The sequence below is a fragment of the Achromobacter sp. SIMBA_011 genome (assembly GCF_046535435.1).
Classification (GTDB): Bacteria; Pseudomonadota; Gammaproteobacteria; order Burkholderiales; family Burkholderiaceae_B; genus Achromobacter; species Achromobacter dolens.
On the sequence record NZ_JAWRWN010000194.1, the window covers coordinates 1 to 325 of the forward strand.

The 325-nt window shown below is 57.5% G+C and carries 1 protein-coding gene; it reads left to right on the plus strand.

Features of this window, described 5'->3' with window-relative positions; all coding sequences use genetic code 11:
- The first annotated feature begins 3 nt into the window (after positions 1-3).
- Positions 4-168, plus strand: a complete 165-nt coding sequence (gene tnpB, locus SB816_RS30540) for an IS66 family insertion sequence element accessory protein TnpB (RefSeq protein WP_410548058.1) — start codon at positions 4-6, stop codon at positions 166-168.
- Positions 169-325: the final 157 nt, after the last annotated feature.

A 325-nucleotide genomic window follows, 5' to 3' on the forward strand; every position in this document is an offset into this window, starting at 1 on the left:
GGCATGATCCTGGCGACGAAATGGCTGGAGGCTGGCAAGTTCGTTTGGCCACCGATCCGCGATGGCGCGATGCAGATGACAGCCCAAGAGTTCTCGCTTTTGTTGGCCGGTATCGACTGGACGCGGGTCAAACGAAACGCGGTAAAGCGACCGACGAAAGCAGGCTGATCCTATTGGTTTTGCTTGCAGATTCAGGCTTGTGTGGTAGGGTCTTCCATGCCGCTTCGACCCACCCCCTTGCCTCAGGATGCTGCGCAATTAACCCGGATCATTCTCTCGCTCGACGAAGAGAATGCCGATCTCAAAGCGCGCGTCGCCTTCCTCG